The organism is Myxococcus sp. NMCA1 (assembly GCF_026810205.1).
GTDB classification, from domain to species: domain Bacteria; phylum Myxococcota; class Myxococcia; order Myxococcales; family Myxococcaceae; genus Myxococcus; species Myxococcus xanthus_A.
On sequence record NZ_CP113950.1, the window covers coordinates 3184292 to 3210624 of the forward strand.

The following is a 26333-nucleotide window of genomic DNA, read 5'->3' on the forward strand; positions in this document are numbered from 1 at the left end:
CACGCGCCATGGATCCTCAGCTCTTGCGCAGCATCTGGCCGGTGTTCTCCGCGGAGACGCGCGAGCAGATTCAAGCCATCGGGTCGAAGGTGTTGGGGCTGGAGGGCCCGGCGCAGGGGCGTGAGCCGGACCTGCTCCCTTCGCTCAAGCGGCTGGTCCACAGCCTCAAGGGCTCCGCGGCCAGCCTGGGCCTGGACGACATCGAGCAGGTGGTGCACGCCATCGAGGACGGGCTGGCCACCTTCAATCAGGAGGAGCGGCTGCCCCGCGACACGGTGGAGGCCATGCTGCGCGGCCTCTCCGCCATCGAAGGCGCCATGGCCCGTGGCGACGCCGGACAGTCGCCCGTGGTGGAGGGGCTGTCCTCGCTGCTGGCCGCCCTGGGCCACGAGTCCGCGGAGGCCATCCCCCAGACGGCGGCCTCGGGCGCGGCCGCGCAGGGGCTGGAGGTGCTGGACCTCCTCGAAGCGGGGTTGGGCGCGCTGTGCTCGCCGGATGTGCCGGATCGGGCCGCGGTGGTGCGCACGGCGGTGGAGCGGGCCCGCACGCTGAAGGCGTCCGCCGAGTCCGCCGGGGCGCAGAAGGTGGCCACGCTGGCGGAAGCCGCGGCGCTGGGCTTCACGCGCATGGAGCCGGGCGGTGACTCCGCGGGGCTGGCGGCCTCGGACGTGGCTGGCACGCTGGTGGATCTACGGACCGCCTTGGAGGCGGCGGGTGGAGCAGGGGCGGTGGCCCGCGCCGTCCAGTCGCTGCGCGCGTCGCCGTCTCCCGCGCCCGTGGAAGGCGCGGCGGCCCAGGGGCCCACGGGGGCCGTGGCTACGACGGAGTCCCGCGGACCGGCAGACCAGACGGTGCGCGTGTCGGTGAAGACGCTGGAGTCCATCGCGCTCCAGGTGGAGCTGCTCCTGGCCGGACGCGCGCAGCAGACGCGGCGTGGTGCGGCGCACCGCGTGTTGATGGACGGCATGCGCGAGGTGCTGATGCACCTGGAGCGAGCATCGTCGCAGCTCGCGATGGCGGGCGGCGGTCCCGCGCTGGAGCCGCTCCGCGCGGGCGTGACGCAGATGCGCGGGCTCCAGAAGCAGCTCCTGGAGCTGACGAAGGAATCGCACCGCGACGGTGAGCAGCTCACGCTGGTGGCCCAGGTGGCGCGGGATGACTTGCGCGACCTGCGCATGGTGCCGGCCTCGCAGGTGCTGGAGCCGCTGCGCCGCACCGTGCGCGAGACGTCCGCGCGGCTGGACAAGCAGGTGACGCTGGAGCTGTCGGGCGGCGAGGTGCGGTTGGACCGGCGCATCCTCGACGCGCTGAAGGACCCGCTGCTGCACCTGGTGCGCAACGCCATCGACCACGGCCTGGAGTCCACCGAGGAGCGGCGGGCCGCGGGCAAGCCCGAGGCGGGGCGCCTGACGGTGCGGGTGGAGCCCCGGGGCTCGCGCATCGCGGTGGTGGTGGAGGATGACGGCTCCGGCCTGTCGCCCAGCCGGGTGCGCGCCACGGCGGTGCGGCGGGGGCTGCTGCCGGCCGACGAGGCGGAGAAGCTGTCGGACGCGCAGGCGGCGCGGCTCATCTTCCAGCCGGGCTTCTCCACGCGGGAGCAGGTGACGGCGACGTCCGGTCGGGGCGTGGGCCTGGACGTGGTGCAGGCGACGGCGCAGCGGCTCCAGGGCTCGGTGGACGTGGCCTTCACGGCGGGCCGGGGCACGCGCTTCACCGTGGACCTGCCGCTGACGCTGGCCGCGGCGTTGGGGTTGCTCGTGCGCACGGGCACCACGGTGTCCGCGATTCCCTCCGACAGCGTGAATCGCATCCTCCGGCTGAACCCGGACGACGTGGGCACCGTCGCGGGCCGCGTGGTGGCGCGGCTGGATGGGGAGCAGCTCACGTTCCTGTCGCTGGCGGAGGCCATTGGCCTGCCCCGGCTGCCGCTGGCGCTGGACTCCGGGAAGGTGCAGGCCGCCGCGCTGCTGACGGTGGGCGAGGACAAGGTGCTGTACGCCATCGACGAGGTGGTGGGGCAGCAGGAGATTGTCGTCCGCTCCCTGGGGCGCCACCTCAAGGGCGTGCGGCACCTGGCGGGCGCGGCGGTGCTGGACGATGGCCGCGTGGTGCCAGTGCTCAACGCGGCGGAGCTGGTGCGCGCGGCGCGGCCGGAGACGCGCTCGGTGGCCCGCGAGACGGCGCGGCCTCGCATCCTCGTGTGTGACGACGCGCTCACCACGCGCTTCGCCATGAAGTCGCTGCTGGAGATTGCCGGCTACCCGGTGGTGACCGCGGCGGACGGTGAAGAGGCGTGGGGCATCCTGGAGCGCACGCCCTGCCAACTGGTGGTCAGCGACTGGCAGATGCCCCGGCTGGACGGCGTGGGGCTGGCGCGGCGAATCAAGTCGCACCCGCAGCTGCACCGCACGCCCATCATCCTGGTGACGTCGCTCGACAGTCCCGAGGACCGCGCCGCCGGTCTGGAGGCGGGCGCGGACGGGTACCTCGTCAAGCGCGAGGTGGAGCGAGGCCGCCTGCTGGAGCTGGTGCGCCAGCTGCTGCCCGCATCCTGACGGCGCCGCGCCTCACGCGTCGCGAGGCGCCACGGGCACGGTGTCATCCACCGGCAGGTGGACCACCCAGCCGTTGCTGGTCTCCTCCGGCAACGAGAGGCCACCCCGCAGCCGCTGCGTCAGGTGCCGCAGCAGCGTGACAGTCTTCTCCGGCAGCGCCTTGCCGCCGCGGATGTTGACGCGCAGCTGCCACACGCCCGCGTCCCCGGCGGCTTCCACGCGCACCGCCGTGGGCGCGCCCGACGCCGCCACCGCGCGGGCCAGCGTGCGCACCAGCAGCTCCACGTCATCGCGGGGGCCCGGAATGGCCACGGGCCGGTCCGGGAGCGTCATCGTCGTGTCCACGACGCGGTGGCCGCGCGCGGCGGGGATGAAGGCCGTGCGCAGCATGGGGCGCAGGTCCTCCACGCCCTCGTCCTGCATCTTCGCCAGCCGGCGCTCGATGATGGCGCTCTGGTCGTCCGCCGAGCGGCGCAGCCGCTCCAGGTAGCGCTGGATGGGGGCCGTCAGCCCGCCCGCCGTTCCCTTCAGCATCATGTCCACGTATCCCTTGATGACCATCAATGGTGTCCTGAGGTCGTGTGACGCCCGGGAGCGCCGGTGCTCCTGGTTCTCCACCCGCCGTTCCAATCGCCGCTGCGTCTTCAGCAGATGCACGTGCCGCGCCGCCGCGTCCGACTCCCGGGTATGCGCCGCGAGCAGCACGGCGCCGAACGCCGACATCCGCGCGAGCACCCGCGCATCCCTGCCTGTGAGCCGTTCGGGCCACACGACCAGGGCTGGCCGACGACGCATCCTTCCCCGGGCGCGCGTGGCCGTGACGACCCCTGTCGCCGCTACACAGACGCGTCCGTCATAGAAGGCCGCTCCGGAAGCGCCCGTCATCCGCTGGGCCTCGCGTACCAGGGACTCCAATCCCGCACGAGCACCACAGCGGAAGGCACGTTCGGCAACCTCCGCGAGCGCCTGTTCCACCCCTGCATCGGACTCGTTGCCGATGCGCCACCCCGTCCAAGCACCTGCCAGCACGCGGGAAGGTATGGGCACTCCACGCACGCGCCGCAACACTGCCCAGGGAGGGCGCCGGACGCCCACGAATCGGAAATCCTTTTCCCTTCAGGGCGTGTGAGCCCCCCACTTTTTACCGTCAGGGGGTACGGAGGCGCCGCGCAACCCCGCTCAACTCCTAAGAAACAGCTCCTGGCCAGGCACTTGCTACCGGCATCCGGCACGGGTGGCGGAAGGGGCGAATGGGGACTCTCGATTACTACGCGGCGATCGCTCGACTTGCACCAGGTGGACTGGCGCGCAGCGCTGTGCGGCGTGTCCAAGGTGTGGCGCGGCAGGCGCTCTATCGTCGGCGCGAGCGCGCGGACGAGGTGCAGCTCCTCGAGTGCTACGGCGCGACGGATGGCGTGGAGCTGGTGGAGCTGGCGCTGGGCCAGCGCAGCTCACGCATCTGGTGTGAAGTCTCGCAGCGCGCGTCGGTGCTGGAGGCGCTCGCCGCGGTGCCCGGCGGCCTGGAGCGCGCGCGGGCTCGTGCCCAGGCCGCGCTTCGCCAGGAGTGGGACGTCTTCGGCACTCCGGTGGTTTTCGGCGAGGGCCGTCCCGTGGACTGGTCCCTGGATCCGGTGAGTGGTCACCGCTATCCGGTGGAGCCCGTGGAGCGCCTGTCGCTCGCCGTGACGGGGAGCGACCCGAAGTACCCGTGGGTGCTGGGCCGGCTCGACAGCGTGGTGGCGCTGGGCCAGGGCTATTGGGTGGAGACGGCCGGTGACGTGCGCGCGCGGCTGGCGGATGCCTTCGTGGCGCAGGTGTTGGACTTCCTCCAGGCGAACCCCGTGGGGCAGGGCGTGCACTGGACGTGCGCCATGGAGGTAGCGCTGCGCGCCGCGAACCTGGCGCAAGCGCTGGCCATGTTCTCCGCCGCGCCCGCGGTGGCCCGGCCGGACTTCCTGGTGCCGGTGCTGAGCGCGCTGGCCGAGCACACCGCCTGGGTGGAGGCCCACCTGGAGGACCGCGGCGCGGTGCCCAACAACCACCTGGTCTCCAACTACGTGGGCCTGTTGGTGGTGGGCCTGCTCTTCCCGGAGCTGCCGGGCGCGCCGCAGCAGGTGTCGCTGGCGGTGGGGGGGCTGCGCGAACAGATGGAGAAGCAGGTGCACCTCGAGGGCACCTCCTTCGAGGGCTCCATTCCCTATCATCGCCTGTCGGTGGAGCTGTTCACCCTGGCGTACCTCGCCGCGCGGGGCGCGGGTGTGCCATTGGGGCCCAAGTACGAGTCCCGGCTGCGCCGCATGTTCCACGCCGTGCGCGCGTGGTGTTCCGAGCAGGGATTGGCGCCACAGATTGGCGACAACGATTCCGGCCGCGTCTTCCCGCTGCGCGATCGCGAGGACAACGCGCACGGCTATCTGGTGGGCCTGGGCGCGGCGCTCTTCGGCGATGCGAGCCTGGGTGGTGGCGAGTTCGTGGACGAGGCCGCGTGGCTGCTGGGCCGCGCCGGGCAGGCGCGTTTCGCCGCGCTCGCGCCCGCGCCGGAGCCCGTGTCGGTGAGCTTTCCGGAGGGTGGTTTTCACATCTTGCGCGGCGCGGGTGTCGTTATCACTGTCAGCGCCGGCAAGCAGGGACAAGGCGGAGTCGGGGGACACAGCCACAACGACAAACTCTCTTTCGAACTCCACGTCGACGGGCGTCCCGTCATCGTGGATCCGGGCACCGGCACCTATACGCGAGAGCCCGCGCTGCGGAACTGGTTCCGCGGAACGGCCGCGCACAACACGGTGCAGGTGGACGGCGCGGAGCAGGCGCCCCTGGATTCGGCGCGGTTGTTCGCGCTGCCGGAGGAGGCTCGGGCGCGGGTGGTGGCCTTCCTGCCGGGGAAGTCGGTGGACAGGCTGTTGGTGCGGCATGACGGCTACCGCCGGCTGCCCGCGCCCGTGGGAATCGAGCGCACGTTCCGGCTGGACCGGGGCGAGCGCGCTCTGGCCGGACGTGACCGCTTCGTGGGCATGGGCCGGCATGACGTGGTGGGCAGATTCCATCTGCCAGATGAACAGGCGCGAGTGGTGTCGCCTCAAGTGCAGGTCCTGTCACGCGCGGGTCGTGTGATGGAGGAGCCGGTGTCGTTCGAGCCGCTCGTGGTGGAGCTGGGGCCGGAAGGGGCCCCGCTCGCCTGGGTGGTGCTGGAGAAGGGACTGACGGCGCGGTTGGTGCCGTCGAAGTATTCGCCAGGGTACGGGCGGGTCGTGCCGTCGCTGGCGGTGGAGTTCCGGGGGCAGGTGACGCCTCCGGCGTGGCTGAGGTGGGTGGTCGTTTTCCGCTGAGTGTCGGGTCGGGACGTGACCGTCTTAACGGCACGTCGCATCAGGAGAGGTGAGGACGATGAGGGTGATGGTGAGCAGCCCGCTTCTGGATCGCATCAAGAAGCGGGACGCGAGGGTGGGTGTTGTCGGGCTTGGTTACGTCGGTCTTCCGCTGGGCATGGCTTTCGCGGAGGCGGGCTTCCCCGTCATGGGGCTCGACATCGACAAGCGGAAGATCGACAAGATTGAGAAGGGGGAGAGCTACATCAAGCACATTCCCAGCGCTCCGCTGGCGGAGCTGAGCAAGTCGGGCAAGCTGAAGGCCACCACGGACTTCGCCAAGGCGAAGGACATGGACTGCGTCATCATCTGCGTGCCCACGCCGCTCACCGCGTCGCGTGAGCCGGACATGAGCTACATCATCCAGACGGGGGAGGCGCTCGCGCCGCACGTGCGGCGTGGACAGCTGTTCATCCTGGAGTCCACCACGTATCCGGGGACGACGGAGGAGGTACTCAAGCCGCTGCTGGAGAAGAACGGCCTCAAGGCGGGCGAGGACTTCTACCTGGCCTTCAGCCCCGAGCGTGAAGACCCGGGCAACAAGAGCTTCAACACCAAGACGATTCCGAAAATCGTCGGTGGCTACTCTCCCGCGTGTTCCGAGGTGGCCGCTGCCCTCTACGGCAGCGCGTTGAAGGAAGTGGTGCCGGTGTCCTCCACCCGCGTGGCGGAGCTGACCAAGCTGCTGGAGAACATCTTCCGCTGCGTCAACATCGCCATGGTCAATGAGATGAAGATGCTCTGCGACCGAATGAACGTGGACGTGTGGGAGGCCATCCAGGCGGCGAGCACGAAGCCCTTCGGCTTCATGCCCTTCTTCCCGGGCCCGGGCCTCGGTGGGCACTGCATCCCCATTGACCCGTTCTACCTGACGTGGAAGGCGCGCGAGTACGAGTTCCACACCAAGTTCATCGAGCTGGCCGGCGAGGTGAACTGGCAGATGCCGTACTACGTGGTGCAGCGCACGATGGAGGCGCTGAACAAGAACAAGCAGACGCTCAACGGCGCGAAGGTCCTCTGCCTGGGCGCGGCGTACAAGAAGGACATCGACGACATGCGTGAGAGTCCGTCGTTGCGCGTCATGACGCTGCTGGCGGAGAAGGGCGCGGAGCTGTCGTACCACGACCCGTACGTCCCCGAACTGCACAAGGGCCACGGCTTCAACATGGAGATGAAGTCCGTGCCGCTGAAGCCGGAGACGCTGGGCCAGTACGACGCGGTCCTCATCCTCACGGACCACTCCGACATCGACTACGCCATGTTGGTGGACCGCGCGAAGGTCGTCGTCGACACGCGCAACGCCACCAAGGGTGTCAGCAAGGGTCGTGAGAAAGTGACGAAGGCCTGACAGTCATACGCCGCCCGCCCGGAAACCGACCCTCCGGGCGGGGGGCCCCTCGCTCACGGATTCCGCCTTCGCGGCATCCGTGAGCGTGGAGCTGCTCGTATCGTGGAAGGGATGGGCTAGTGTCGGGGCCGTGCACTCCCTCCTTCGAACCGTGTTTCCCCTGCTGGCACTCTCGGCGCTGCTGACGGCGGCGGCGCCCGTGCCGGATGCGCGCGTGAAGCTGCTCGAGGCGATGTCCGCAGAGCTGGCGCGCAACCACCAGCAGCTGAAGATGCAGAACCACGAACCCCCGTATTTCATGAGCTACCAGCTCAAGGACTACGAACAGCACGCGATTTCCGCGCGCTATGGGGCGCTGTTCATGGACGACGGCTACCGCGAGCGGAAGCTGTACGTCGACGTGCGCGTCGGTGACTACGACTTCGACAGCTCGGTGGCGGAGGGGCTGGAGTTCAGCTTTTCGACCAAGGGCACCAGCTATGTGTCGCGCAAGGAAGGCCCGCTGGACGACTCGCCGCTGGCGCTGCGCACCTCGCTGTGGCTCATCACCGATGAGAAGTACAAGTCCGCGCTGTTCCAGTACCTGAAGAAGAAGGGCGAGGACGTCTACGCGGTGGAGGACCCGAAGCGTCCGCCGTCCTTCACGCGTGAGAAGCCGGTGAAGCACGTGGAGCCGCCGGTGGAGGCTCCGTTCGACCGCGAGCGCTGGGTGAAGGTGGCCCGCGACGTGTCGGCGCGCTTCAACGCGCACCCGGAGCTTTTCGACTCGGAGGTGCGCGTCACCAAGGACAAGGTGACGCGGCTGTTCGTGTCCTCGGAAGGCAGCCGCATCATCACCGAGGAGACGCTGTACGGCCTGCATGTCTCCGCCGTCACCCGGGCGCCGGACGGGCAGCTGCTGGACAACTCGCGCAACTTCTATGTGCCCGCCGAAGCGGGGCTGCCGGACGTGGCGCGCCTGAACAAGGCGGCGGATGACGTCATCCAAGAGCTGCTGGCCCTGCGCGCGGCGCCCGCCATCGACCCGTACACGGGGCCCGCCATCCTCGCGCCGGAAGCGGCCGGGGTGCTCTTCCACGAAGCGGTGGGGCACCGGCTGGAGGGAGACCGGCAGGAAGGTGACAACGAGGGCAAGACGTTCAAGGGCCAGGTGGGCAAGCAGGTGCTGCCGTCGTTCATCTCCATCCACGACGACCCGACGCGGCGCGTGCTCCAGAGCGAGCCGCTCAACGGCTACTACCTCTTCGACGAGGAGGGCGTACGCGGGCAGCGGGTGACGCTGGTGGAGAAGGGCGTGCTGCGCAACTACCTCCAGGGGCGCCGGCCGGTGGAAGGCTTCCTCCAGTCGAACGGCCATGGCCGCAGCCAGGGCAACCTGAAGCCGGTGGCGCGCATGGCGAACCTGATGGTGGAGAGCACGAACGGCGTGAGCGACGCGGAGCTGAAGAAGCGCCTGATTGCCGAGGCGAAGCGTCAAGGCAAGCCGTTTGGCCTCATCATCCGCGACATCACCGGGGGCAACACCAACACGTCTGGCTACGGCTACCAGGCCTTCAAGGGCGTGCCGCGCATGGTGTACCGGGTGGACGTGAAGACGGGGAAGGAGACGCTGGTGCGCGGCGTGGAAATCGTGGGCACGCCGCTGTCGGCGGTGAACCGCATCCTCGCCTCGGGGCAGAAGCCCGGCATCTTCAACGGCTTCTGCGGCGCGGAGAGTGGCAATGTCCCGGTGTCCACCGTGGCGCCGGCCATGCTGCTGCAGGAGCTGGAGCTCCAGCGCACCATGGAGGGGAAGGACCGCCCGCCGATTCTCACCAGCCCGGCGGCGCTGGAGTCCCCGGCGGCGAAGCCGTAGCCGCGCGCCTCAGTGCCCCAGCCGCTCGTGGGCGGTTTCCAGCACGCCGTGGAACCGCTGGGAGAGTCCGATATGCACTTTTGAAAGATGCAGGGGCGCAGCAGCGCCTTACTGAGGGGGAGGCGAGGGGGCGATAGGCATGGGGCTCGCGGGCCGGGGGCGCGCCGGGTGGAGCTGTCTGGCGCCCTTGAATCCGCGCAGGCGCACGTACCGGCGGAAGTCCTGGAGGAAGCTTTCCTGGGTGACGCCCACGGCACGCTGGAAGGCGCTGTCGAAGTCCGGGCCCTGGCTCATTCCGCGCAGCACCTTCCGGATGGTGTCCTCGCCATAGCGGCGCGCCAGGAAGGTGAAGGCGTGGTGGGCGGCGCCATACACGACGCCGCTCTCGGACTGGTAGAGCGCGTCGGCTTGCGACAAGGGGTCGGCGTTGGGGTGCTGGCGCCAGTAGTGCTCCAGGTCGTCCAGGCTGGAGACGCGGTAGCCCTGTTCGGCGGTGTAGGAGGCCATGCCTTCGCGGAACCAGAGGGGAATCCGCTTGCGCGTCCAGCCGAGCCGGTCCGAGGCCACCTGGTACATGAGGCTGTGCGTGAGCTCGTGCAGCAGCAGCTCGTCCACCTGGCCCTGGCTGGCGCCTCGGGACGTCCAGGTACGAGGGCTCTGCAGCTCGATTTGCTCGTAGCGCGCCCAGGCGCGGAGGAAGTCATGCCCCGGGCGGTTGGCAGCGCGCTCCAGTGCCGCGTGGTTGGGGTGGACGACGATGGTGACGGTGTCGTCGAAGGTGCCCCAGCGCTGGAGACGGGGGATGGCGCGTTCGACAGCGAGCTTCACCTGCACGGCCGCTTCAGTGTCGCGAGGCTGGTATTCGACGTCGATGCCGGCGCCGGTGCCCTTGCCGACGAGCACGCGGGCGCTCTGGGAGGCGTAGCAGCCGGAGAGCAGACCCAGGACGAGCAGCACCGCTGCCCAGCCGGGGCTGTCGCGACGGCACTTTGTTGCTGGTGACTCCTGACTCACTCCGCACCCAACCAGCGAACCACCGCGCGTCCGACATCGGCCACGGTGGAGAAGGACTCCACCTCGGGCGCGGGCGGGCCGAAGTAGAGCACGGGCACGGGGTGAAGCGTGTGTCCCCGAGTGGAGAGGTCTTCCACGTTTCCGTGGTCGCTGCAGACCAGCACCCGGGCCTGGGCGGGGCGCGTGGCCACCAACGCGCGGGTGAAGGCGTCGAACGCGTCCAGCGCGGCCAGGGCGGCCGTCCAGTCCTGGGCGTGGCCGGCCTCGTCCGCCAGGTAGTGCTCGAAGAAGGTGAAGTCCGCGCCTGAAGCAATGTCCCAGAAGACGGCGGCGGCTTCCTCGGGCGAGCGCTCCGGCGCGGGCAGTCCGTAGGCACGGGCGCTGGCGCCGGTGATGTCGTGGGTGAGGCCGTCCCCGGCGCGGGCGTCATCGAGCGTCCGCAGGGGGATGCCCCCCGCGGCGAAGGCCAACTTGGAGGCGGAGGGCTTCACCTTGCGGCGCGACTCCGGGGACAGGACGAACTCCGGCGGGGAGGTGCTGGGCCGGCGGGGTACCCCCAGCGCGTCCAGATAGGGGGCGGGATAGGCGTTGGCGAAGGTGGCGGTGCGGCCCGCCGCGCCCAGCCGCCGGATGATGGAGCGGTCCGCCATCAACCCCCGCAGCGGCGCGTTGGGGTAGCCGAGGACGTGGCGGCCCAGCAGCACGGGGGCCGGGTCCCCCGTCAGGATGGCCGTCTGGTTGGACGCGGACTGGGGCCGGCCGGGGACGCCGAAGGTGGTGTCCGTGGGGATGCAGCGGCCGCCGTAGGGGAGGGGCGGGCTGGGGGTGTCCTCGAAGTGGGATAGCAGGTGTTCCCGGTGGGCGAGCGGATTCACGGCCGGGTCCTTCCGGCCAATGCCCACACCATCGATGAACAGGAGCGCGACGCGCACGGCTGGGGACTGTATCCTCGAATCCGACACGCATGGCCCTCCACGGCGACCTCTTCAGTTATCCGCTCCCCGAGTTCCTTCAATGGCTGGACAGCTCCCGCAAGACGGGAACGCTCCAGCTCTCCTGGGAGGCCGGCGAGCGCAAACTCTTCCTGCTCTCCGGCCAGGTGGGTGCCACCGCGGCCGAAGGACTGCGCGGACGCGTCGCGCGGCTGCTCACCCTGTCCAAGTTGGCATCGGGGACGAAGGTGCTGGCTGGCTTCGACGAGCTGGCGCGCACGCCGGACGTGGACGCCGCGTTTGACATCCACGGCATCCAGGCGCGGTGGATTCGGGACCTGGGCCGTGAGGAGCTGTTCGCCGCGATGACGGACCTGACCATCGCCGGCCGCGGCACCTTCCACTGGACGGAGGACGCGGACCGCTCCGGTGAGGACTGGGTGCCGTCCGACATGGGCATCCGCGAGCTGCTCTTCGAATCGCTCCGGTGGGTGGATGAGCAGCCCGACGTGGACAAGGCGCTGCCCATCGACGCGCTCAGCGTGCGCGCGCTGGCGCCGCCGAGCCCGAGTCAGCCCCTGATGCACCGGATCATCCTGGGACTGTGCACGTCGCCGCAGAACCTGGGACGGCTGCGCCTGTCCATGGGCGTGTCCCGCTCCTCGGTGACGCGGCGGGTGCACGAGCTGTTGCGGTCGAAGCTGGTGGAGGTGGATGGGGCGCCGCAGGTGGAAGCGGATCCGGTGGCGGAGATGCTGGAGAAGGGCGCGGTGTTGATGCGCGAGGGCCAGTACGACGCCGCGGGCATCGTCTGCGCGTCCCTGTTGGCCAGCGACCCGGCGGACCGGCGCGTGCGCGAATTTGCCCGGCTGGTGCAGCGCGAGCACGTGGCGGCGCTCTACTCGGACATGCCGCCCCTGATGGTGCCCCTCATGATTCACGACCCGCAGGGGCAGGCGCTGCTCAAGCCCGAGGAGCGGCAGATTGCCGGGCTGGTGAATGGCACCTGGGACGTGTCCACGCTGGTGCTGGCCAGTCCAGCGCGAGAGCTGGAGACGCTGAAGACGCTGGCGAAGCTGCAGCGCATGGGGCTGCTGCAGCTCGTCTTCCCTCGCTGAGCGGGGCGGAGGCTACTCCCCGTTGGGCAGGCCCACCGCGTTGAGGCGGATGAAGACCTGCATCATCACGTACAGGGAGAAGGCGGCGTCATCCACGCGCAGGTGCTGCTGCGTGGCCAGTCCCTGGAGCCGGAGCAGATCGGCGCCGTCCACGCGGAGCAGGAAGGCCTGCTGCCCCAGGGAACCCTCGCCCGCGAAGGCCAGCGCGCGCCGGATGGCGTCGGTGCAGGCGGTGACGCAGGTGGTGTAGTCCCCCGTCATGAACGCAGCCTCGGCGGCGCGGGCGTGGTCGAACATGTCGCCCGGTGCCAGGGCGCTGGCGGCACCCAGCAGCTTGGGTCCGGGCTGGGGCGCGGGGATGGGAGCCGGCTCCACGCGCGGCGGCGGTACCACTGCCACCGGGGCCACTCGAGGCACCGGGCCGCCTCCCTGCATCGGCTGGGGCGCGGGCGCGATGGTGCCGGGCTGCTGCCGGTGCTGCAGATGCTGGGTGAGCTGGGCCTCCAGGCCCGCGGGCTGTGCGCCGGCGGTAGGGCGGGGCGGCGGGACGATGCGCTTGGCGCGCAGGTCCTTGATGACCAGCCGGGTGATGGCCTTGAGCGTGTCGAGCACCCCGCGGCCATTGGCGGCGGACGTCTCCAGCTCCGGGACGCCTCGGGGATTGAGCTCCTTGCGGAGCACCTCCACCGGCAGCACGCCGTCCAGGTCCCGCTTGTTCCACTGCATCACCAGGGGGAAGCGGTCCAGGCGGATGCCGTGCTCGAAGAGGTTCTCCTCCAGGTTGGCCAGGGACTCGCGGTTGGCGTCCATGGCCTCCGGCTGCGAGTCCGCCACGAACACCACGCCGTCGGCGCCCTGGAGCACCAGCTTGCGGGTGGCGTTGTAGAAGACCTGGCCCGGCACGGTGTAGAGCGCCAGTCGCACGGAGCAGTCGCCCACGCGCTCCACCTTCACGGGGAGGAAGTCGAAGAAGAGCGTCCGGTCTCCCTCCGTGGCGATGGACATCATCTCGCCGCGGTGTGCGGGGCGGACCGTCTCGTAGATCTTCCTCAGCGAGGTCGTCTTCCCGGACAAACCCGGTCCGTAGAAGACGATTTTCGCGGCCACTTCACGGGCCATCAGATTGACGCTGCTCACGGTGTCAGCTTACCTAGTCCGACTTGACACCTCGCGCCAGTTGACGGCGAGACATTCGCCCCGGGTCCGCGAGGCTCAGCGCTGGAGGTGAGGCCACGGGCTCAAGGCAGGCTTGCCAGGATGCGCGCCCGCAAAGCATCCGCGACGGCTCACACCGCTTCCCTGAAGAGGAATACGGCACGAACCGCACGAATGGCGGCCAATACGTCATGCCACCGGCGAACCACCGCGCTGCTCGACAATCAAGCAGGGATGCGGCGTCCGCACGGAATGAAACCGCTCGTGGGGGGCAGTCGCGGTGGTGAGACGCGCGTCATGCCCTCCCTCGAGCGAGAGGACCTCAAGCGGCCTTCGTCACCTTGCCCGCCTTGATGCAGCGGGTGCACGCGAGAACGCGCTGGGTGCTGCCCTGAACGCTGGCCCGGATCTTCTGGAGATTCGGCAGGGTCCGCTTCTTGGTCTTGTTGTTCGCGTGGCTGACGTTGTTACCCACCAGCGGACGCTTGCCACACAAGTCACACTTCCACGCCATGACCTCTAACTCCTTGAAAACTGGGGCGTTGGACGCCTGCCGATTAAAAGAGCGGCGGAACCTGCCAGATAACGGCCCGGAAATCCAGCCTTAGATCCAGGATCAGCCCTTGAGGGGATCCTTCTTCTTCAACATGTCCTGCACCAGCCGCGCGGCCCGGATGCCCGCGAGCAGCTCGCCTTCCAGCCCCAGACCGGGGAGGACCTCGCGGTTGGCGAGCAGGATGTTCTTGGCCGGCGTGCGCTGGGTCAAACCCGTGACGCCCAGGACAGCTTCCGACTCGAAGCTGAACAATGGGTGCGGCATCAGCCGGCTGCCACGGACTCCGTCGGCGTCCAGGTAGGGGGCCGAGCGCAGCACGCGGTGCTGGGCGGTGAAGGGCATCAGCGCGTCCAGGTGCTCGTCGATGCGCGTCGCCAGGCCCTGGAGGTGTTCCTCGCCCAGATCCCGCGCCGAGGCCGGGACGAAGGCGCCCGCGCACACCACGCGCAGCCCTTCCGTCGCTTTGGCCTCCTTGCCGCCGTGCGCCGGCGCCGCGCGCGCGGGGTGGACCTGGATCAGCACGGGCCCCAGCTCCGCGTCGCCCGTGTCCAGCAGGGCCAGCTCACCCAGGCCGCGGGGCAGCGCCGACTCCGGCACCACCCAGTTCACGGTGAAGAGCAGGGCCTTGGTGTTGGACTGGTCCAGGTGCTCCAGCAGACCGCGGTGGTGCTTCTTGTCCGTCACCAGCCGTCGCAGCGCGCCCGCGTCCGTGGCCGCCACCAGGCAGGACGCGCGGTACATGGTGTCCGAGCGCATCAGCTTCATGCCCGCGAACTTGCTGCCGTCGAAGGCCAGCTCCTCCACGATGAAGCCCGCCGGGTTGTCGCGCCCGAGCACATCTCCGCCCAGCTCCGCCACGCGGCGGGCGAGCAGCTCGCGCAGGCCCTCATTCCCCCCGGGGAAGAAGGAGGGCGTTGACAGCACCTGTGACATGGCCCGAGTCAGCGCCAGGTGCGCCTCCGGACGGTCCAGGTGGGTGACGAAAGGCAGTAGCCCCCGCACCAGGGACACCGAAGCGCTGTCTCCCGTGAGCCGGGGCGGCGCCTCCAGGCCGGGATGGGCCCGGATGAGCTTCTTCAGGCCCCAGCCCTCGAAGAATCCGTCCGGTGGCAGGGCGGGGCCGGCCTTGAAGAAGGCATCACTGGCTTCGTGCTGCGCGGCGGCGCCGGCCAGGGCGCCCAGCAGGGATTCGCCTTCCTCGCCCAGCTCCCGCGTCACCTCGGCCTTGCGCGGGCGGCGTCGCCGTGAAGGTCCAGGCGGTTGCGGGGCATGAGGAGCTGCAGCTCCGGCGCGTGGGGCCGCAGCGTGCGCTGGACGTTGGCGTTGAGGCCCAGCTCCGTGAGGGCCTCCTCCACCGCGGGCATGGCCTTGAGCGGCGGAGCGACGAAGGGGGCATAGGGGAGCACGTAGCCGCCGTGCTCGTAACCGGGCCCCATGCCGTCGTGCTCCACCAGCAGGACGCGGTGGTTGCGCTTCGCCAGGAGTGCCGCCGCGAGCGCACCGCCCAGCTGACTGCCGAGCACGATGACGTCGTAGACATGCCGGGACGGCCCGGCGGGAAGCTTGAGCTTGGCAGAGGACGTCGCCATGAGGCGGGCAACACTACACAACGTGCCCGCCGCTGGCGCCCTTTTCACCACGGCGCGCCCGCGGAGGGCGGATCAGCGAGCCTGGGCGCTGAAGAGGCGCTGCTCCAACTCGGGGGGCAGCTGGATGAAGTCCTGGACCACCCAGTGCGCGCCGGCCTTGCGGAGGTCGGCTTCCGGCGCGGCGGTGGTCAATCCCACCACCGTCATGCCGGCTTCGCGGGCGGACATGATGCCCAGGACGGCGTCCTCGAAGGCGAGGCACTCGGTAGGGGCCACGCCCAGCGCCTTGGCGGCGGCCAGGAAGATGTCCGGGGCGGGCTTGCCGCGCGTCACCTGTTCGGCGCCGACGATGCTCGCGAAGAGGGGTCGGATGCCGAGCCCGTCCAGCACCAGCTCGCGGTTGCCCTGGGGCGCGGCGGTGGCGATGGCCGCCGGGACGTGGGCCTCCCTCAGGCGCTGGATGAAGGCCCCCGCGCCCCGGTGCAGCTTCATGTGCGGCCGGTACAGGGTGCGGTAGTGATTCTCCTTCTCCTCGGCGATGCGCTCCACTTCGTCCGGGGCCACCGGGCGGCCGAGCAGCTCGGGGATGATCTCCTCGTTCTTCCTGCCGGCGAAGTGGCTCTGGAAGTCGTCGGCGGTCAGCGTCAAGCCCAGCTTCCGGGCGAACGAGACCCAGGCCTCGTTGTGGAACTGCATGTTGTCGACGAGGGTGCCGTCCATGTCGAAGACGACGGCACGCAGGGGGGCCAGTGCGGAGGTCATGCGTTCCCCATAGCGCGTCTGCCCCCGCGGTGGGCCAATGAATCCACCCAAGGGACTGCTCGCCTGATATCCCCGGCGCCATGACGGACGACCTTCTGCTCGAGACGCGTGGCGCGGTAGGCGTGATTACCCTGAACCGGCCCAAGGCCCTGAACGCGCTGAACCTCGGCATGTGCCGCAAGCTGCACCCGGCGCTCGACGCCTGGGCGGCGGACCCGGCCATCCAGGCCGTGGTCATCCGGGGAGCTGGTGGCCGAGCCTTCTGCGCGGGCGGAGATGTGCGCGCGGTGGCGCTGTCGGTGGGGGGCGCGTCCGTCAACGAGAAGGAGCGGGTGTCTCGCGAGTTCTTCCGCGCGGAGTACGGGCTGAACCACCGCATCCACTATTTCGGCAAGCCGTTCATCGCGCTGGTGGACGGCGTCTGCATGGGCGGTGGGCTGGGCCTGTCGATTCACGGCACCCACCGGGTCGTCACCGAGAAGCTGGTGCTGGCCATGCCGGAGACGGCCATCGGGCTCTTCCCGGATGTGGGCGGCGGCTGGTTCCTGCCGCGCTTCCCGGGTGAGTCGGGCACGTACCTGGGCCTCACGGGGGCCCGATGCAGCGCGGCGGACGCGATGTGGCTGGGCTACGCCACGCACCACGTGGAGTCCGCGCGGCTGGAGGCGGTGCTGGACGCGTTGGTAGGCGCGCCCTGGGGCACCGGCGCGGCGAGCACGGTGGTGGACACGGTGCTGGCAGGCTTCCACGCGGACGCGGGCACGTCGCCGCTGGGCGTGCAGCACGCCGCCATCGACCGGTGCTTCGCGGCCGAGCGCGTGGACGACATCCAGCAGGCGCTGGAGGTGGAGGGCACGCCGTGGGCCCAGGAGACGTGGGCCACGTTGCTTCACATGTGTCCGGCCAGCTTGAAGGTGACGCTGCGCCAGCTCCGGATGGGGCGCACCCGCGACTACGACGAGATGGCCAACGTGGAGTACCGGCTCAGCCAGTCGATGACGGTGCGGCCGGACTTCCGTGAGGGCATTCGCGCGGTGCTCGTCGATAAGGACAACAAGCCGCGCTGGCAGCCCACGACGCTGGCGGAGGTCACCGAAGACATGGTGGAGGCGCTCTTCGCGCCGCTGTCTCACGACACGTGGACGGTGCCAGCGCGCGGGTAGGGGCCGTGGCTAGAGGTCCTCGTCACTGAGGACGGTGATGCCCTTGGCGCGAAGCAGCGCCGTGGTGATGCCTTCGCCCGTGCGGAGCTGGCCGGACTCGTAGACCCGCTGGCTGCCGCACGACGGGCTCTTCTCCTTCAGCAGCGCCACCGTCGCGCCGAAGCGTTGAGCCGCTTCGAGCGCGAGCCGGGCGCCCTGTTGGAAGGCCTCCGTCCGGTCGATGCCCGCGTCGCGCTCCACTGCGACGGCCCGCCCGGCCCAGACGTCCACCCCCGTGCCTCCGCGCAGGTCGACGGGAGGACGCGGTACGGGCAGGCCCGAGGCCACTTCCGGGCATACGGGGATGACGTCCTTGTCCGCCAGCGCCGCGAGGACGCGCTCGGAGCGCTGGGAGCGGCCGTCGTACCGGCAGGCCTCGCCCAGTAGACAGGCGCTGACCAGCACCACGCGGGCTTCCTGGACCGCGGTGACTCGTTCGGCCTGCGAGGGCAGGGCGGTTGAGCCTTGCCCGTCTCGTGGGTGCGCAGGGCCGCTCATGGGCCCGGTGGACTGGCGCTCGTCGGTCAGCCCTTCGTTGGCCATCCCCAAGGCGGCCTCCGTTGGATGGACAGCGCCAGCATCTCCCGAGGAGACGCCGGGGCGCGCCGGCTCTTGGTCAAGCGCCTTCGGTCCGCTCACGCCGATTCGACCGTCGCGCCGGGATTCCGAAGCGCCAGCTCATCCGCTGTGGCCCGCGCCTCCACGCGCGTCCGCGCCGCGTCCAGGGTGACTTTGCCCGTCACGGCGAGCCGCACGGCCAGCGGATAGAGCCGGTGCTCCTCCGCGAGGATTCGCGAGCTCAGCGCCTTCTCGTCGTCGTCCGGCAGCACCGGCACGGCCGCCTGCGCGATGATGGGCCCCGTGTCGGTGCCCGCGTCCACGAAGTGCACCGTGCACCCGGCCACCTTCACGCCGCGCTCCAGCGCCTGTCGCTGCGCATGCAGGCCCGGGAAGGCGGGCAGCAGCGACGGGTGGATGTTCAGCACCCGCCCCGCGTAGTGGCCCAGGAAGTCCGCGCTCAGCAGGCGCATGAACCCCGCCAGGCACACCCACTCCACGTTCGCCGCGCGCAGCGTGTCCAGCAGGGCCTTCTCGAAGTCCGCCTTCGCGGCGTGGGCCTTGTGGTCCACCACCTTGGCCGTCACGCCCGCCTTGCGCGCCCGCTCCAGCGCGAACGCGGTGGGGACGTTGGACACCACGCAGGCCACCTCGGCGGGGAAGTCCTCCCGCGCGCAGGCGTCCAGCAGCGCCTGGAGGTTGCTCCCGCTGCCGGACACGAGCACGCCCAGGCGGACCCGCTGGCTGCTCATGGGTCGATGACCGCCGTGGCCTCGCCCTGGCCTGCTTCCACGCGGCCGACCTCGAAGGCCTGCACGCCCCGGCCGCTCAGCACGCTCAGCGCCTGGGCGACGTCTTCCTGCGCCACGACGAGGATGAGCCCCAGGCCCATGTTGAACGTGCTGAACATCTCGTCGCGGGCCACGCTCCCCAGCTTCGCGATGAGGTCGAAGATGGGCGGCTTGGGCCACGTCTTCTCGCTCAGCACCGCGCGCGTGCCGTCCGGCAGGCAGCGGGGCAGGTTGCCCGGAATGCCGCTGCCGGTGATGTGCGCCAGGCCCTTCACCTTCACCGCCTGGAGCAGCGCCAGCACGTCCTTCACGTAGATGCGCGTGGGCTCCAGCAGCGCGTCCACGAGCGGCCGGTCCAGGCCCTCGGGCGTCGCGTCCAGGGCCAGCTTCCCGTCGTCCAGCAGCACCTTGCGCGCAAGCGAGTAGCCGTTGCTGTGCAGGCCGGAGGAGGGGAGCCCGATGAGCGCGTCACCCGGCTTCACGCTCTTGCCGTCGATGATGGCCGCGCGCTCCACCACGCCCACGCAGAAGCCCGCGAGGTCGTATTCGCCGCGCGCGTAGAAGCCCGGCATCTCCGCTGTCTCGCCGCCCAGCAGGGCGCACCCGGCCTGCTCGCAGCCCAGGGCGATGCCCTTCACCACCTCGGCGGCGTCGTCGACCTCCAGGCGCCCGGTGGCGAAGTAGTCGAGGAAGAAGAGGGGCTCGGCGCCGCAGGTGAGGATGTCGTTCACCGACATGGCCACCAGGTCGATGCCCACCGTCCCATGGCGTCCAGCGGCAAAGGCCACCTTCAGCTTGGTGCCCACGCCGTCCGTGCCGGCCACCAGCACCGGCTGCTGGTACTTGCCTGGCGGCAGGGCGAACAGGCCGCCGAATCCACCCACTCCGCCCATGACTTCAGGGCGCATGGTGCGCGCGGCATGGGGCTTGATGCGCTCGACGAACGCGTCGCCGGCCTCGATGTCTACTCCGGACTGCTTGTAGGTCGTTCCCACGGGCGGCCTTCTACCCGGCCCCCGCGCCGGTGTCTCGCGTGGCGTGGAGGCTGTCCCACCGTCGCGCACAGAAAAGGGAATTTGACCGGGCGAGTGTGGGCTGATTGACTCCTTTGCAGGATGGGCGCCGAGGAAACCCTCTTTCAACGTTTCGGCAAGGAGTTCCCCCAGGGCACCGAGCTCTTCCGCGAGGGAGAAGCCGGCAAGGAGATGTTCGTCATCCAGGCAGGACGGGTGGCCATCTCCAAGCGGGTCCGTGACGTCGAGAAGGTTCTCGCCGTCCTGGGCCCCGGTGAGTTCTTCGGGGAGATGGCCATTATTTCCAACAAGCCGCGCAATGCGTCGGCCACGGTCAACGAGGACGCGAGGCTGCTGGTCATCGACCCCAAGACGTTCGAGGGGATGATCCGCGGCAATGCGGAGATCGCCGTCCGGATGATCAAGAAGCTGGCCGAACGCCTCTCCGAGGCGGACGCTCAGATCGAGAACCTGCTGCACAACGACCCGGCCAGCCGGGTGGTGCACCAGATCATCCAGGCCTGCCAGCACCGGGGCCGTCCCCTGGACGAGGGCGTGGAGATCGACTTCGCGGTGCGGGAACTGCCGCGCCAGATTGGTGTGGGCGAGCCCGCGGTCCGCGCAGTGGTGGACCGGCTGGAGCGTTCCGGTCTGGTCGAGCGGAACGGGGACCGGATGACCGTGCCGGACACGGCCAGGCTGCACGACTTCCTCCAATACCTGGAGATGAAGTGGAAGTTCGGAGACCTCTAGCGTGAAGCTGCGAGTCCTCGGCTGCCACGGCGGCGAGCTACCCAACTGCAAGAGCACCTGCTTCCTCGTCGATGACGTGCTGGCGCTCGATGCGGGGGCGCTCACGGGGACGTTGTCGCTGGATGAGCTGTGCCGCGTGGACCATGTCCTGGTGGGGCACAGCCACTTCGACCATGTGAAGGACCTGCCGCTGATGGCGGACCTGGTCATCGGCCGGCGCGACACCCCGGTCACCATCCACGCCTCGCGCGAGTGCGCCCGGGCCCTGCGCGACAACATGTTCAACAACGCGCTCTGGCCGGACTTCACCCGCATCCCGACGAAGCGGCAGCCCGTGCTGCAGATCAAGACGTTCCGGGCCGGGAGCACCTTCCAGGTGGGCCCCTACACCGTACGAAGCGTGCCGGTGAGCCACCCCGTGGAGTCGTGCGGCTTCATCATCTCCAACGGCAAGAGCGCCCTGGCGATGAGCGGCGACACCGGCCCCACGGACAAGCTGTGGAAGGCGCTGAACGAGACGAAGAACCTCAAGGCGCTGCTGCTGGAGACGTCCTTCCCCAACAAGCTCCAGTCGCTGGCCGACATCTCCGGCCACCTCACGCCGCACACGCTGAGCCTGGAACTCCAGAAGTTCGAGCGCAACGGCGCCTCGGTGCTGCTGTATCACCTCAAGCCCGCCTTCGTGTCGCAGCTCAAGAAGGAGCTGGCCGAGCTGCCGGTGGAAGTGCTGGAGCTGGGCGATACCTTCGAGCTGTAGACGCGTCGCGCCATACGGAGGGGTTGACGGCCGAAAGCGGCCGGATTAACCCCGCCCACCCCATGGCCTGGTTTTCGAAGAAGCCGCGCATCGCTGTCGACACCGAACCGCAAGCCGAGCCCCGCCCGTCCCGCATGGAGGGCCTGTGGGCGAAGTGCGAGACGTGCGACGAAATCATCTACCGCCAGGAGCTGGAGAAGAACTGGATGGTGTGCCCGCACTGCGAGCACCATCACTACTGGACGGCTCGCGCTCGGCTGGCGGCGCTGCTGGACCCCGACAGCTTCGAGGAGTTCGACAAGGAACTGGAGCCGCAGGATCCGCTCGGGTTCAGTGACTCGAAGAAGTACAAGGACCGGCTGAAGTCCTCCCGGAAGAGCCTGGGCGAGCCGGACGCCTTCATCTCCGGCGTGGGCCGCATCCAGGGCCACCAGGTGTCAGTGGGCTGCTTCGTCTTCGAGTTCATGGGCGGCTCCATGGGCTCGGTGGTGGGCGAGAAGGTGGCCCGCGTCTTCGAGCGCGCGCACGAGCTGAAGTGCTCCGCCATCGTCTTCTCCGCGTCGGGCGGCGCGCGCATGCAGGAGGGCATCTTCTCCCTCATGCAGATGGCCAAGACCTCGGCGGCCATCGCCCGCTTCCGCACCGGCACGCGGCCGTACATCTCCGTGCTGCTCAACCCCACCACCGGCGGCGTCGCGGCGTCCTTCTCGTGGCTGGGTGACGTCATCCTCGCCGAGCCCAAGGCCCTCATCGGGTTCGCCGGTCCGCGCGTCATCGAGCAGACCATCCGCCAGAAGCTGCCGGAAGGCTTCCAGCGCTCCGAGTTCCTGCTGGACCATGGGATGATTGACGCCATCGTTCACCGCAAGGACCTGCGCGCGAAGCTGGGCCAGATTCTAGGGCTGCTGGGCTGAGCCCGCCCCGGACAGCTGAGGAGGCGCTGGCCTTCTTCACGAAGCTCAACCCCTCCGGCATCAAGCTGGGGTTGGAGCGCGTGCAGGAGGCCCTGGCCGCGCTGGGACATCCGGAGCGGCGGTACCCGGCGCTCCACGTCGCCGGGACGAACGGGAAGGGCAGCACCTGTGCCATGACGGCGGCGTCGCTTCATGCCGCCGGGCACCGCGTGGGCCTCTACACGTCTCCGCACCTGGTGCGCGTCAACGAGCGCATCCGTGTGGACAGCGAGGACATCTCCGACGCGGACTTCGGTTTGCGCATCCTGGAGGTGTTGGAGCGCTACCCCAGCGCCGTGTCCTCACCCATGACGTACTTCGAGTTCGGCACTGTCGTGGCCTTGTGGCACTTCGCCCAGGTCCGCGTGGACGTGGCCGTGCTGGAGACGGGCCTGGGCGGCCGGCTGGACGCGACCACCGCCGCCAGCCCGGTGGTGACGGCGATTACCCCCGTGTCCTTCGACCACATGGAGTACCTGGGCGACACGCTGGCGGCCATCGCCGGCGAGAAGGCGGGCATCCTCAAGCCCGGCGTGCCGTGTGTCGTCGCGCGGCAGGCTCCGGAGGCCCTGGAGGCCATCCTCCGCAAGGCCGAGGAAGTCGGGGCCCCGGTGCGGTTGGAGGGGCGTGACTTCGTGGGCGAGCGTCAGCCAGATGGCGCGCTGTCGTACCGCGGGGCGACCTGGTCCCTGGATGGGCTGTCCGTCGCGCTGCGGGGGTCCCATCAGCGGCAGAACGCGGCGGTGGCGCTCGCCTGCCTGGAGGCCTTGCAGGAGCGCCGCGTCACCGTGCCCCCCGAGGCCGCGCGTGCGGGCCTGGCGTCGGCGTGCTGGCCAGGGCGTCTGGAGGAGGTGGGGCAGCAGCCCATCCTCCTGCTGGATGGCGCACACAACCCGGCGGGCGTGGAGGTGCTGCTCGCGTCGCTGAAGGACCTCTACCCGGAGCGTCGCATCCACCTCGTCTTCGGGGTGGTGGGGGACAAGGACCGGGAACCGATGATGCGAGCGCTGTTTCCCGCGTGCGCCTCGGTGCAGCTCTCGCCTTTGGAGACGCCTCGCTCGCTGTCTCCCGAGGCCTACCTGGCGGAGGCGCGCGCGCTGTGCGCGGACGTGACTGCCTGGCCGGATGCGGACGCGGCCCTTGCCGCGGCGCGCAAGCGGGCAGCCGCGAACGACCTCGTCCTTTGTACAGGTTCACTGTTCCTTGTCGGGATGATGAAGGCTCGCATGTATCGAAACCTTGGCGCGATGCATCAGCCGCCGTAGATTCAAGACATGCGCCTGCCGGACTGGAGAGCCGCCGCGACATCGGGGCCGCCCATCCCCTCCATCGACGAAGTCGATTTCAGGGCGCTTTATTCGAAGACGAAGTACGTCGTGGAGACGGCGGACGGCTGGTCGCTGGTCATCACCCGCTACCGTCCGGTGAAGCAGCCTTTTCCGCAACCGTTGTTTGGTGAGCCCCTGCTGCTGGTGCACGGTTTCTCACAGAACCGGCACACCTGGACCAGCGGGCAGTTCGTCAAGAACCTGCTCTTCTTCGGGGTGGACATCCACATCCTGGAGCTGCGTGGCCACGGCAAGAGCTCCATCGCGTTCCAGAAGGAGCGCACCGAGCGCTTCAAGCGCCCCCTGCCGCCGGACATCGACTACGGCTGGGATATCGACAGCTACTTCCTCTACGACCTGCCAGCGGCTGTCTCCGGCGTGAAGCGCATCACCCGGCGCGAGCGCATCTTCTATTGCGGCCACTCCATGGGCGGGATGCTGGGCTACGGCTACGCCGGCATCCACAATGACTTCGAAGGCCTCATCACCATCGGTTCCCCGGCGGACCTGGGACGCGGCTTCATGCTGCTGCGCCTGCTGGCGCACGGCGCGCCCATGCTGGCCGGGATGATCGACCTGACGCTCGCCAGCCTCAACGTGGGCGGCAAGGTGGAGGGGGCGGGGCGCTCGCTGCTCGCGCGGGGCGTGGGCGTGTTGAACAAGGGCCTGGGACGCCGGCTGTCACCCCAAGCGCGGCGGACGCTGCGCTTCGACGCTGTTCCAGTGGACATCATCCTCAAGACGCTGGAGCGACAGCTCGCGAAGGCCGAGGACTCACCGCTGTATCAACAGCTCACCACGCGGTTGAACCGTCTCATCAATCCGGAGCGGGTGAGCGCGGATGACATCCGCTGGTTGCTCCGCGAAGGCGGGGAGCGGGAGCCGCGCCGGGTGCTGGAGCAGTTCGCGCGGTGGATTCGCCGGGGAGAGATGGTCTGCTACCGCACCGGCTTCGACTTCAAGCGGGGCTTTGGTCGCATCGAGGTTCCCATGGCCATCATCTTCGGAGACCTGGACCCGCTGGCCTCGCTGGAGTCGACGCGCAGCGTGTATCGCGCCGCCAAGAGTGAGTATCTGCTCTGGCGTCCGGTGAAGGGGAACAGCCACATCGAGCTGACGATGGGGCATGACATCCGGCAGATCTGCTACGACATCAAGAACCTCATCGAGTACGCGCGGACCCACCGGTATCGCTCGCCGAGCCTTCCGCGGCTCCGCTAGACGCGTCTGGACGGAAAGTTGGAGGCACGTTGGTGCGTGATAGCCTCCACGCTCTTTTGTCAACGTGAAGGGGTGTGGTCGATGAAGCCGTTTGCCGCGTGGCTGCTCGGTGTGGTGCTCGTGCCCTTCGTGGCGCTCGCGCAGGCGCCGGCCACGAACCTGAACACCATCACCGCGGTGCAGGTGAACGGTGGGACGGTGACCATCTCCGGCTCGCAGAAGGCCAACTTCACCACGTTCACCATGACGGACCCGCCGCGGCTCGTCATCGACATCTCCGAGGCGGTCTTCTCCGACGTGCCCGAGGAGATCCAGGTGGGCAATGGCACGGTGACGGCCATCCGCACCGCCAGCTATGGCTCCGAGGCGTCCTCCATCGCTCGCGTGCTCATCGGTTACGAGCGCGAGGCGGAGGCGGACATCCAGGCCAATGGCAACCAGCTCGTCGTCCGCGTCGCGGGCGGCGGAGGCCCGGCCGTGGCGCAGGCGCCGGGCACCGAGCAGCCCCAGGCGGGAAGCAGCGCCGCGGATGCCGCCGCTGCCGCCGCGGCGGAGCGTCAGGCCCAGGAGAAGGCCGCCGCGGATGCCGCCGCCGCGGCTCGCGCCGAGCGTGAGGCCCAGGAGAAGGCCGCCGCGGATGCCGCCGCCGCCGCGAAGCGTGACGCGGAGGCCGATGCGAAGCGTCAGGAGGAGGCTCGGGCAGCCGTTCAGCGCCAGCAGGAGGAGCAGGCTCGGGCCGAGGCGGACCGCAAGCGCCAGGAGGAGGCTTCGCGTGCCTCGGCGCAGGCCGCCGCCGACGAGAAGCGGCGCCAGGAAGAGTCGGCGAAGGCGTCCGCTCAGGCCGCTGCGGAGGAGAAGCGTCGCCAGGAGGAGGTCGCGCAGTCCGCCGCCGACGAGCGCCGGGCCCAGCAGCAGGCCGCCGCCGAGGAGCAGGATCGGCGCAAGGCCGCGGCCCGGGCCGAGGCCGAGCAGCGGAAGGCCGCCCAGCAGTCCGCCGCCGAGGAGCGTCGTGCCGCCGCGCAGGCCGCGGCGGAGGAGCGCCGGGCCCAGCAGGAGGCCGCCGCCGAGGAGCGCCGTCAGCGTCAGGCCGAGGCTCGTGCGTCTCGGGAGAGCCGCCAGAAGCAGGCGGTGGAGCCCTCCCGGCCGAGCAGCTCCGGCTCGGAGGCCTCGGTGTCCTCGCGTCGCAAGACGCTGACGCTGGTGGGTTTCCAGCAGCAGTCGGGGGCCTCGCGTGTGTTCATCCGCACCAACGAGCCGGTCAGCTACTCCGTGTCGGAGCGGGGCCGCTCCGTGGTGCTGGAGCTGGAGAACACCCGCGTGGACGCCAGCAACAACACGCTGCCGCTGGACACGTCCTACTTCGCGACGCCGGTGCTCCGGGTGGACCCGAGCGCGTCCGGGCGGGATGTGCGCATCACCATCCAGCTCCGGCAGTCCGCGCCGTTCCAGGCCCGCCAGGAGGGCAACGTCATTTCATTGGACTTCCAGCGTACAGGCCGGTGAAAAGG

21 protein-coding genes and 1 pseudogene are annotated in these 26333 nt (G+C 69.8%); 12 read left to right on the forward strand and 10 right to left on the reverse strand.

The genetic code is table 11. The features are described 5' to 3' along the window. Positions 1-8: 8 nt before the first annotated feature. Positions 9-2555, forward strand: a complete 2547-nt coding sequence (locus OZ403_RS13750; protein ID WP_268784382.1) for a hybrid sensor histidine kinase/response regulator — start codon at positions 9-11, stop codon at positions 2553-2555. A 12-nt stretch (positions 2556-2567) separates the two neighbouring features. On the opposite strand, the gene OZ403_RS13755 is transcribed toward OZ403_RS13750, so the two are convergent. After that, a complete protein-coding gene (locus OZ403_RS13755) occupies positions 2568-3602 on the reverse strand; it encodes a sensor histidine kinase (protein WP_268784383.1) in 1035 nt (344 codons plus the stop codon). 287 nt (positions 3603-3889) lie between these two features. On the opposite strand from OZ403_RS13755, the gene OZ403_RS13760 reads away from it, so the two are divergent. The 3 genes from OZ403_RS13760 to OZ403_RS13770 all read left to right on the forward strand — a co-directional run bounded on the left by OZ403_RS13760 (position 3890) and on the right by OZ403_RS13770 (position 9123). Further along, positions 3890-5881 (forward strand): alginate lyase family protein, encoded by a 1992-nt coding sequence (locus OZ403_RS13760; RefSeq protein WP_268784869.1) that lies wholly within the window; start codon positions 3890-3892, stop codon positions 5879-5881. Positions 5882-5948: 67 nt separating this feature from the next. Next, positions 5949-7268: a nucleotide sugar dehydrogenase gene (locus tag OZ403_RS13765; RefSeq protein WP_140796441.1), complete on the forward strand. Its 1320-nt coding sequence runs from the start codon at positions 5949-5951 to the stop codon at positions 7266-7268. A 130-nt stretch (positions 7269-7398) separates the two neighbouring features. After that, entirely contained in the window at positions 7399-9123 is a 1725-nt protein-coding gene (locus OZ403_RS13770) for a TldD/PmbA family protein (RefSeq protein ID WP_237081867.1), read from the forward strand. 108 nt (positions 9124-9231) lie between these two features. Here the strand turns inward: OZ403_RS13770 and OZ403_RS13775 are convergent, their stop codons facing one another. Further along, the gene (locus tag OZ403_RS13775; protein WP_140790178.1) at positions 9232-10137 is read right to left on the reverse strand and encodes a DUF6055 domain-containing protein; all 906 of its coding nucleotides are present in this window, start codon (positions 10135-10137) and stop codon (positions 9232-9234) included. Further along, on the reverse strand, positions 10134-11069 hold the full coding sequence (locus OZ403_RS13780; protein ID WP_140790180.1) for a metalloenzyme: 936 nt from the start codon (positions 11067-11069) through the stop codon (positions 10134-10136). The genes OZ403_RS13775 and OZ403_RS13780 overlap by 4 nt, the downstream gene beginning before the upstream one ends. A 32-nt stretch (positions 11070-11101) precedes the next feature. Here OZ403_RS13780 and OZ403_RS13785 point away from each other — a divergent pair, with 32 nt between their 5' ends. Then, a complete protein-coding gene (locus OZ403_RS13785) occupies positions 11102-12187 on the forward strand; it encodes a DUF4388 domain-containing protein (protein WP_011552761.1) in 1086 nt (361 codons plus the stop codon). 12 nt (positions 12188-12199) lie between these two features. Here OZ403_RS13785 and OZ403_RS13790 read toward each other — a convergent pair whose 3' ends face one another. The 4 genes and pseudogenes from OZ403_RS13790 to OZ403_RS13810 form a co-directional block, all read right to left on the reverse strand. Then, on the reverse strand, positions 12200-13324 hold the full coding sequence (locus OZ403_RS13790; protein ID WP_140790182.1) for a GTP-binding protein: 1125 nt from the start codon (positions 13322-13324) through the stop codon (positions 12200-12202). A gap of 340 nt (positions 13325-13664) precedes the next feature. Next, positions 13665-13856, reverse strand: a complete 192-nt coding sequence (rpmB, locus tag OZ403_RS13795; RefSeq protein ID WP_011552763.1) for a 50S ribosomal protein L28 — start codon at positions 13854-13856, stop codon at positions 13665-13667. Between the two features lie 102 nt (positions 13857-13958). Next, positions 13959-15487, reverse strand: a pseudogene (locus tag OZ403_RS13800) (NAD(P)-binding protein). A gap of 72 nt (positions 15488-15559) precedes the next feature. Then, positions 15560-16249 (reverse strand): HAD family hydrolase, encoded by a 690-nt coding sequence (locus OZ403_RS13810; RefSeq protein ID WP_268784386.1) that lies wholly within the window; start codon positions 16247-16249, stop codon positions 15560-15562. Between the two features lie 80 nt (positions 16250-16329). On the opposite strand from OZ403_RS13810, the gene OZ403_RS13815 reads away from it, so the two are divergent. Beyond that, a complete protein-coding gene (locus OZ403_RS13815; protein WP_140854017.1) occupies positions 16330-17412 on the forward strand; it encodes an enoyl-CoA hydratase/isomerase family protein in 1083 nt (360 codons plus the stop codon). Positions 17413-17421: 9 nt separating this feature from the next. Here OZ403_RS13815 and OZ403_RS13820 read toward each other — a convergent pair whose 3' ends face one another. The 3 genes from OZ403_RS13820 to purM all read right to left on the reverse strand — a co-directional run bounded on the left by OZ403_RS13820 (position 17422) and on the right by purM (position 19795). After that, positions 17422-17994 carry a DUF523 domain-containing protein gene (locus OZ403_RS13820; RefSeq protein WP_237078277.1) on the reverse strand — a complete coding sequence of 191 codons (573 nt, stop codon included), beginning with the start codon at positions 17992-17994 and terminating at the stop codon, positions 17422-17424. Between the two features lie 92 nt (positions 17995-18086). Next, positions 18087-18761, reverse strand: a complete 675-nt coding sequence (gene purN, locus OZ403_RS13825; protein ID WP_268784387.1) for a phosphoribosylglycinamide formyltransferase — start codon at positions 18759-18761, stop codon at positions 18087-18089. Next, positions 18758-19795, reverse strand: coding sequence for a phosphoribosylformylglycinamidine cyclo-ligase (purM, locus tag OZ403_RS13830; RefSeq protein WP_140790192.1), 1038 nt, complete (start codon positions 19793-19795; stop codon positions 18758-18760). The genes purN and purM overlap by 4 nt, the downstream gene beginning before the upstream one ends. Before the next feature lie 120 nt (positions 19796-19915). Here purM and OZ403_RS13835 point away from each other — a divergent pair, with 120 nt between their 5' ends. From OZ403_RS13835 to OZ403_RS13860, 6 genes are all read left to right on the forward strand, one after another. Beyond that, positions 19916-20566, forward strand: a complete 651-nt coding sequence (locus OZ403_RS13835) for a Crp/Fnr family transcriptional regulator (protein WP_140790194.1) — start codon at positions 19916-19918, stop codon at positions 20564-20566. A gap of 1 nt (position 20567) precedes the next feature. Beyond that, the gene (locus OZ403_RS13840) at positions 20568-21323 is read left to right on the forward strand and encodes an MBL fold metallo-hydrolase (RefSeq protein WP_140790196.1); all 756 of its coding nucleotides are present in this window, start codon (positions 20568-20570) and stop codon (positions 21321-21323) included. A 62-nt stretch (positions 21324-21385) separates the two neighbouring features. Beyond that, positions 21386-22237 (forward strand): acetyl-CoA carboxylase, carboxyltransferase subunit beta, encoded by an 852-nt coding sequence (accD, locus tag OZ403_RS13845; RefSeq protein ID WP_140790198.1) that lies wholly within the window; start codon positions 21386-21388, stop codon positions 22235-22237. Positions 22238-22308: 71 nt separating this feature from the next. Then, on the forward strand, positions 22309-23541 hold the full coding sequence (locus tag OZ403_RS13850) for a bifunctional folylpolyglutamate synthase/dihydrofolate synthase (RefSeq protein ID WP_268784388.1): 1233 nt from the start codon (positions 22309-22311) through the stop codon (positions 23539-23541). 9 nt (positions 23542-23550) lie between these two features. Next, positions 23551-24825: an alpha/beta hydrolase gene (locus tag OZ403_RS13855; protein ID WP_140790202.1), complete on the forward strand. Its 1275-nt coding sequence runs from the start codon at positions 23551-23553 to the stop codon at positions 24823-24825. Between the two features lie 18 nt (positions 24826-24843). Beyond that, the gene (locus tag OZ403_RS13860; RefSeq protein ID WP_140798041.1) at positions 24844-26328 is read left to right on the forward strand and encodes an AMIN domain-containing protein; all 1485 of its coding nucleotides are present in this window, start codon (positions 24844-24846) and stop codon (positions 26326-26328) included. Positions 26329-26333 lie beyond the last annotated feature (5 nt).

Bases quoted from the DNA above. Each gene is read 5' to 3' on its own strand.
- OZ403_RS13750 (WP_268784382.1), top strand. From the start codon at position 9: ATGGATCCTCAGCTCTTGCGCAGCATCTGGCCGGTGTTCTCCGCGGAG.
- OZ403_RS13765 (WP_140796441.1), top strand. From the start codon at position 5,949: ATGGTGAGCAGCCCGCTTCTGGATCGCATCAAGAAGCGGGACGCGAGG.
- OZ403_RS13785 (WP_011552761.1), top strand. From the start codon at position 11,102: ATGGCCCTCCACGGCGACCTCTTCAGTTATCCGCTCCCCGAGTTCCTT.
- rpmB (WP_011552763.1), bottom strand. From the start codon at position 13,856: ATGGCGTGGAAGTGTGACTTGTGTGGCAAGCGTCCGCTGGTGGGTAAC.
- OZ403_RS13810 (WP_268784386.1), bottom strand. From the start codon at position 16,249: ATGACCTCCGCACTGGCCCCCCTGCGTGCCGTCGTCTTCGACATGGAC.
- OZ403_RS13815 (WP_140854017.1), top strand. From the start codon at position 16,330: ATGACGGACGACCTTCTGCTCGAGACGCGTGGCGCGGTAGGCGTGATT.
- OZ403_RS13820 (WP_237078277.1), bottom strand. From the start codon at position 17,994: ATGGCCAACGAAGGGCTGACCGACGAGCGCCAGTCCACCGGGCCCATG.
- purN (WP_268784387.1), bottom strand. From the start codon at position 18,761: ATGAGCAGCCAGCGGGTCCGCCTGGGCGTGCTCGTGTCCGGCAGCGGG.
- OZ403_RS13835 (WP_140790194.1), top strand. From the start codon at position 19,916: ATGGGCGCCGAGGAAACCCTCTTTCAACGTTTCGGCAAGGAGTTCCCC.
- accD (WP_140790198.1), top strand. From the start codon at position 21,386: ATGGCCTGGTTTTCGAAGAAGCCGCGCATCGCTGTCGACACCGAACCG.
- OZ403_RS13855 (WP_140790202.1), top strand. From the start codon at position 23,551: ATGCGCCTGCCGGACTGGAGAGCCGCCGCGACATCGGGGCCGCCCATC.